The organism is Micromonospora sp. M51 (assembly GCF_018070305.1).
Taxonomy (GTDB): domain Bacteria; phylum Actinomycetota; class Actinomycetes; order Mycobacteriales; family Micromonosporaceae; genus Micromonospora; species Micromonospora parva.
Genome location: NZ_JAGPXZ010000305.1, coordinates 1 through 6,797 on the forward strand (window position 1 = coordinate 1; position 6,797 = coordinate 6,797).

Sequence of the window (6,797 nt, forward strand, 5' to 3'; positions counted from 1 at the left end):
GGTCGGTGGCCGCCGGCCGGGACGGCGGCGCAGCACCCGGCGCGGCCGGGTGGCCTGCTTGATGCGCTCCTCGCCGGCGTGGGCGAGGATGTCCCGCTGGAAGAGCGCGGCCTGCATCTTGGCGGCGATCTGCCGCTGCTCGCGCGCGATGGCGGCGTCGCGCGCCTTCATCTCCGCTATCGAACGCTCAATGTCGGCCAGGTGCTCGACCCACTGTGGTTGATCTGCCCCACAGTGCGGGCATCGAACGGCCGGCTTGATCTCCCGGCCGCACGAGGAGCATTGAAAGGTCGCCACGACACCCCTCCACCCGCACTGTGGACTCCCACTGTCGCAGCATGCCCAAAGCTGGCGCGGATTTCGACTCTTGTCGGCGGGTCCCGGGCAAACAACGACACCGGCCGGCCATCGAGATGCTCGATGACCGGCCGGTGGGCGTCTGTTCCGTCAGGGGCGGCCCATGCCCCGGTACTCCCAGCCGGCCTGGGTCCACAGTGCCGGGTCGAGGCAGTTGCGGCCGTCGACGACCTTGCGGCCCTTGACGAACTCGCCCAGGGCGACCGGGTCGGCGTTGCGGAAGTCGGCCCACTCGGTGAGCACGCAGACCAGGTCGGCGTCGGTGACGGCCTCGTTCATGCTGGCCTCGTAGGTCAGCTCGGGAACGGCGCGGCGGGCGTTCTCGGTGCCCTGCGGGTCGTACACGTGCACGTCGGCGCCGGCCTTCTGCAGCAGCGCGGCGACGGCGAGCGCCGGGGCGTCGCGGACGTCGTCGGTGTTGGGCTTGAAGGTGGCGCCGAGCACGGCGATCCGGGTGCCGGCGAAGTCCGGGCCGGCCGGGCCCGAGCGGCGGCCGAGCAGGTCCGCGGCGAGCTGAAGCACCCGGGTACGTCGGCGCAGGTTGATCAGGTCGACCTCGTGCAGGAAGCGCAGCGCCTCACCGGCGCCCAGCTCCTGGGCGCGGGCCTGGAAGGCCCGGATGTCCTTGGGCAGGCAGGCGCCGCCGAAGCCGAGGCCGGCCTGGAGGAACCGGTTGCCGATCCGCGGGTCGTAGCCGATCGCGCGGGCCAGTTGGGTGACGTCGCCGCCGGAGGCCTCGCAGACCTCGGCCATCGCGTTGATGAAGGAGATCTTGGTGGCCAGGAAGGCGTTCGCGGCGACCTTGACCAGCTCGGCGGTGGAGAAGTCGGTGACCACCAGGGGTACCTCGCGGTCCTCCGTGGCGGCCAGGTCGAACACGCCCTTGTGGGCGGCGTAGAGCATGCCGTTGGCCCACTCGCTCTTGACGCCGACCACGATCCGGTTGGGCCGCAGGACGTCGTCGACGGCGAAGCCCTCCTGGAGGAACTCGGGGCTCCACGCCACCTCGACGTTCAGGCCGTCGGGGGTGTGCTTGTCGACGAGCTGCTCGACCCACTCGGCGGTGCCGACCGGCACGGTGGACTTGCCGACGATCAGGGCCTTGCGGGTCAGGTGCTGCGCGAGGCTGGTGACCGACGCCTCGACGTACGACAGGTCGGCGCCCATGCCGTCGGCCCGCTGCGGGGTGCCGACGCAGATGAAGTGCACGTCACCGAAGTCGGCGGTCTCGGCGATGTCGGTGCTGAACCGGAGCCGGCCGGCGGCGAGGTTGCGCCGCAGCAGCTCGTCCAGGCCGGGCTCGTGGATCGGCACCTGGCCGGCGTTCAGCTTTGCGATCTTGTCGGCGTCGACGTCGAAGCCGAGGACCTCGTACCCCAGTTCCGCGTAGCAGATGGCGTACGTCGCACCGAGGTAACCAGTTCCCAGGAAGGTCACCCGCGGCCGGGGAGCGCCCGAGGGCGGAGTCACCGCGGCGATGGCGGGGGTCGGCTGGATGGTGGGGTAGGGGATCGTCACGCCTGTCTTCTCCGCTCGCGCTGGCTAGCTCACTGTCTCGGTCTTCATCATGGCTGAGCGCGTCGGGTGCACCATCTTGCCCATGCCTACGCGCCGGTAACATCACCTGAACTGCAGTCGCTAGTCTTCAGTCTGCGCGGTCGGCGGTCAGGAGTCGTCACAGACTGCGCATGATAGCGGTGAAGGGGAGGGCCGAGATGGCCGCAGGGGAGTCGTTCGACGTCTACCGGTTGCCCGATGAGCACCAGGCGATCCGGGAAGCGGTGCGTGAGGTCTGCGCCGCGAAGGTGGCTCCGCACGCCGCCGAGGCCGACGAGACCGGGGAGTTTCCCAAGGCGTCCTACGACGCGTTGCGGGCGGCTGACTTCCACGCACCGCACATCCCGGAGGAATTCGGCGGCGCGGGGGCGGACGCGCTGGCCACCGCCATTGTGATCGAGGAGGTGGCCCGTGCCTGCGCGTCCTCCTCGCTGATCCCGGCGGTGAACAAACTCGGCACGATGCCACTGCTGCTGGCCGGTTCCGCCGAGATCAAGAGTCGCTACCTGACGCCGGTCGCGGCCGGTGACGCCATGTTCTCGTACTGCCTCTCCGAGCCGGAGGCGGGCAGCGACGCGGCGTCCATGACCACCCGGGCGGTACGTGACGGGGATCACTGGGTGCTCAACGGCGTGAAGCGCTGGATCACCAACGCCGGCGTGTCCGAGTTCTACACGGTTTTCGCCGTCACCGACCCGTCCGCCCGTTCCCGTGGCATCTCCGCCTTCGTGGTGGAGAAGTCCGATTCCGGGGTGAGCTTCGGCGCGCCGGAGAAGAAGCTCGGCATCAAGGGCTCGCCCACCCGCGAGGTCTACCTCGACAACGTGCGGATCCCGGCCGACCGGATGATCGGCGCGGAGGGCACCGGCTTCGCGACCGCGATGAAGACCCTGGACCACACCCGGGTCACCATCGCCGCGCAGGCCGTCGGCATCGCGCAGGGCGCGCTCGACTACGCCAAGGGGTACGTGGCCGAGCGTCGACAGTTCGGCAAGGCGGTCGCCGAGTTCCAGGGCATCCAGTTCATGCTCGCCGACATGGGCATGAAGCTCGAGGCGGCCCGCCAGCTCACGTACGCGGCGGCCGGCAAGTCGGAGCGCGGCGACGCGGATCTCACCTACTTCGGCGCGGCGGCGAAGTGCTTCGCCTCCGACGCCGCCATGGAGATCACCACCGACGCGGTGCAGCTGCTCGGTGGCTACGGCTACACCCGGGACTACCCGGTCGAGCGGATGATGCGCGACGCCAAGATCACTCAGATCTACGAGGGCACCAACCAGGTGCAGCGGATCGTCATGGCCCGGCAGCTGCTGGCCGACGTCGTCTAGGGCTCGCTCCGATGCTCCGGGGTCTCCGGAGCATCGGAACGTCCGTCACTGGTCGGGGGACGTCTCACTCACCGGCCGCACGGGGCAACCCCGCACCGCGTACGCGAGCAGTCCGGTCACCGCCAGCACGACGGCGCAGGCGGTGGCGGCGGTGGTCCCGGCAGGTTGGATCAGCCAGCCGGCGACCTGCATCTTCAGGTCCCGGCTGGGCACCATGATCGGCAGTACCGCGATCAGGGTCCAGGTCAGCGGGGCGATCCAGGACAGGGCGGCACCCAGCACCGTGGCGCCGAGCGCGGTGAGCCCGAGCAGCCCCGCGGTGTTGCGCACCGTCACCGCGAACGGCTCGTAACGCGCGTCGGTGACCATGCTGAGGGCCAGCAGCGCGGTGATCGCGGCGGCGGCGAGCAGCAGATGACCGGCGCGCCGTACCGGCCAGTTGACCGCCATGGTGTGGTCGAGGGCTCCGTCGGCGCCGTCGAGCGTGCTGCCGACCGCGACCACCGCCAGCATGATGGCGAGGCTGGCCGTCCGGGCGCTGATGGTCGCCGAGTCGGTGTAGGCCAGCGACAGCGCCCAGGCCAGTGCGATCAACGCGGTCACGGTGGCCAGGGCGAGGGGTATCCGGCGGGCGCGCAGGTGCAGCTGGAGGAACCTCACGGCCGGCCCGTCGGCACGTTCGCCACCAGCTCGTCGTCCCGGCAGGCCAGGGCACCCTCGCGGGCCGCCGCCATCCGACGTCGTTGTTCGACCTCCGGGAGGTTGACCAGCGCCTGGTACGCGCCCACCAGCTGGGCCATCTCCGACGGGGGCCACCCGGGCTGCGGGGCCGGTGGCCGACCGGTCAGCCAGGCGGCGGCGACCATCCGGGCCTCGTACACGTCGCCCCGCACCGACTGGTCGCCGCACTCCTGCCGCCAGGCGGCCTCCAGCAGGGCCGGCAGGAAGTAGTCACCGGACAGGTCGGCGCGCCCCACCCGGTTGATGGTGGGGGTGTCGAAGACGATCGTGTCGGCGGAGTGCCGGGCCGGGGCAGTGTCCGGGTCCGGCCGCGCCCAGTAGGTGACCTCTTGCGTCTGGACCGCCCGGACCGGTGCGTTGGGCAGCTTCGCCGCCATCATGGCGAGCGCCTGCCGGGCCGGGCCCACCACGTCCGGCAGCAGCGCGGCGTGCGTCCGCGTCACGCAGACCTGCGGGCCGTCGTTGTCGCACACCAGCTCGACGGCGACCGGGTCGACGACCGCCGCCCCGCGCGGCCAGCTCTCCCGTGCTGCCCTGCCACACCAACCGACCCTCGCTGACCAGCACCACATCGGTGCAGGCCACCGCGACGTCCTCCACCAGGTGGGTGGAGACGAGTACGCAACTGTCCAGGCCGATCTCCCGCAGCAGCTCACGGAAGTCGAGGCGTTGCTCCGGGTCCAGGCCGACCGTCGGCTCGTCGAGCAGCAGCACCGTCGGATCGTTGACGATCGCCTGGGCGATGCCGGCGCGGCGCAGCATCCCGCCGGACAGCGTCTTCATCCGGGAGTCGGCGCGGTCCGCCAGGCCGACCCGTTCGACGGCCCGTTGCACAGCGCCAGGGATGACCGCCTTCGGCATCTCCTTGAGCCAGGCGATGTACTCGACGAACTCGCGGACCGTGAAGCGCGGGTAGAAGCCGAAGTGCTGCGGCAGGTACCCCAGGCCGCGGCGGACCTGGCGCAGGTCGGCACCGGCGGTGACCTCCTCACCGAGCAGTGTCAGCCGCCCACCGGCCGGCTTCACCACGGTGGCCAGGGCTCGCATCAACGTGGTCTTCCCGGCGCCGTTGGGGCCGAGCAGCCCGTGCACACCGGTGCCCAACCTCAGGTCCAGACCGTTGACCGCCAGGTGTCGGCCGGCCCGGACCCGCAACGTCTCGGCGTGCACCGCCCACGCGTAGGTGGACGGCGCGGTCTCCGCCACGCTGACCGTACGCATCATCGTGTCTCCATTCGGTGCTGGCTGGATCTCGTCATCGGAACGTGCTGGTGGGCAGCTGCGACCGCCATCGGGCCTGGACGAAGACCACGGCCAGCAGCAGCGTTGTGGCGAGCGCCCAACCGGTCAGGCTGCTGCCGGCGAGGACGGCCGGGAGTCGCCCGCCGACCAGGCTCGGCGCCACGACACCCAGGGACCAGGCGAGCGCCAACCCCAGTGCGGCCCGGTCGATCCCCACCACGGTGCCGAGCGCCAACGCCCCGGCGGTGAAGCCCAGCGCCGGCAGCAACCAGAGGCCGGGGGAGTGCCCGGTGCCCCAGCCGGCCACCGCGAGCACCGGCAGGACCGCTACCAGCGCCCCCAACGAACGGCGCATCAACAGCGGCAGGCCGGTACGGGGTGTGGTGGCCGCCAACTCCCACACCGGGTCGCCCCGCCGACTCCAGACGGCGGCCACCGGCAGCAGCGGCGCGACCGGAGCGACCAGCAGCACCAGCGACGGCAGGCTGGCGAAGGTCTTCTCGAACAGGACCGCGGCCAGCATCAGCCCGGCGGCGGTGGCGAGCCAGGGCAGGATCCGGGCGGCGACCCCGGTACGCGGTAGCCGCCGACGACGCACCGGTGCGGGGCCGGTGGCGATCCCGGCGGCCACGGCGCCGGCCACCCGGTCCAGCAGGTCACGCGTGCCCGGGTCGACGGTATGGGTCAGCAGTGCCCGGCAGTCGGCGCAGGTCTCCAGGTGCGCCTCCACCGCCCAGATGGTCGCGTCGTCGACGCCCACCCCGCCCGAGGCGTAGCGGGAGAGGAGAGCGGGCGTGGGGTGAGCGGTCATGACAGCGCCTCCCGGAGTGCGATTCGGGCGCGTCTCGCGCGGGTCTTCACGGTCCCCTCCGGCATGCCGAGCAGCAGCGACGTCTCCCGGGCGGTCAGCCCGTCGAGGACCATCGAGCGCAGCACCTGCCGCAGTTCCGGGGGGAGCGCGTGCAGGGCGTTCTCCAGGTTGGCGTCCATCCCGCCGGCCAACGCCTCGTCCTCGGCCGCCGGGGCGACGGGTTCGAAGGTGCGTACCGTCGGGATTCGCTCGCGTCGGGCCCGGTGGCGGAACGCGTCGATCAGCCGGTGCGCGGCGGTCGTCCACAACCAGCCCACCGCGCTGCCGGAGGTGGACTGCGCCTGGCTGCCGGCCGACCGCCAGACCGCCAGGTACGTCTCCTGGAGCACCTCGGCCACGATGTCCTCGTCGGCGCAGCGTCGACGCAGCCGCACGGTCAACCACGGGGCGGTACGCCGGTACAGCGCGTCGAACGCGCGCCGGTCGCCCCGGGCGACGCGGCGGAGGAGTTCACCCTCGTCGAGACCGTCCAGACTTCGCTTCACACCAGGCAAGACGACGCGTACCCCATCCCCGGTTCTGATCGTGCTGTGACAGTGGTCACAGCTCGCTCGGCCGAACGGGGTGGGGTGACTCCCCACACACCGGGAACGTCACACACCGCCGAGGTGTTGCCGACCGACAGAATCACCCTCGGATGATCGCCCCACCCGGCCACCCCCGCCACGACCCCAGCCGCGTCACGTCCCCGCAGCCCACCG

General features: G+C 71.6%; 7 protein-coding genes and 1 pseudogene. 1 reads left to right on the plus strand and 7 read right to left on the minus strand.

The window, feature by feature from the left end:
- On the minus strand, positions 1-297 hold a 297-nt coding region (locus KBX53_RS17445; RefSeq protein ID WP_210860382.1), incomplete at its 3' end, for a hypothetical protein.
- A gap of 150 nt (positions 298-447) precedes the next feature.
- A complete protein-coding gene (locus tag KBX53_RS17450) occupies positions 448-1,875 on the minus strand; it encodes a UDP-glucose/GDP-mannose dehydrogenase family protein (protein ID WP_030337957.1) in 1,428 nt (475 codons plus the stop codon).
- Positions 1,876-2,072: 197 nt separating this feature from the next.
- Between KBX53_RS17450 and KBX53_RS17455 the strand changes: the two genes are divergently transcribed.
- Complete coding sequence (locus tag KBX53_RS17455) at positions 2,073-3,242, plus strand: acyl-CoA dehydrogenase family protein (RefSeq protein WP_030337958.1); 1,170 nt, start codon at positions 2,073-2,075, stop codon at positions 3,240-3,242.
- Positions 3,243-3,287: 45 nt separating this feature from the next.
- Here the strand turns inward: KBX53_RS17455 and KBX53_RS17460 are convergent, their stop codons facing one another.
- The 5 genes and pseudogenes from KBX53_RS17460 to KBX53_RS17480 form a co-directional block, all read right to left on the minus strand.
- Entirely contained in the window at positions 3,288-3,902 is a 615-nt protein-coding gene (locus tag KBX53_RS17460; protein WP_210860384.1) for a hypothetical protein, read from the minus strand.
- Positions 3,899-4,219, minus strand: coding sequence for a hypothetical protein (locus KBX53_RS17465; protein WP_210860386.1), 321 nt, complete (start codon positions 4,217-4,219; stop codon positions 3,899-3,901). Before KBX53_RS17465 ends, KBX53_RS17460 begins: the two co-directional genes overlap by 4 nt.
- A gap of 268 nt (positions 4,220-4,487) precedes the next feature.
- Positions 4,488-5,204, minus strand: a pseudogene (locus KBX53_RS17470) (ABC transporter ATP-binding protein); the annotation flags it as partial.
- 34 nt (positions 5,205-5,238) lie between these two features.
- On the minus strand, positions 5,239-6,036 hold the full coding sequence (locus KBX53_RS17475; RefSeq protein ID WP_210860388.1) for a zf-HC2 domain-containing protein: 798 nt from the start codon (positions 6,034-6,036) through the stop codon (positions 5,239-5,241).
- Positions 6,033-6,581 (minus strand): RNA polymerase sigma factor, encoded by a 549-nt coding sequence (locus KBX53_RS17480; RefSeq protein ID WP_210860389.1) that lies wholly within the window; start codon positions 6,579-6,581, stop codon positions 6,033-6,035. Before KBX53_RS17480 ends, KBX53_RS17475 begins: the two co-directional genes overlap by 4 nt.
- Positions 6,582-6,797 lie beyond the last annotated feature (216 nt).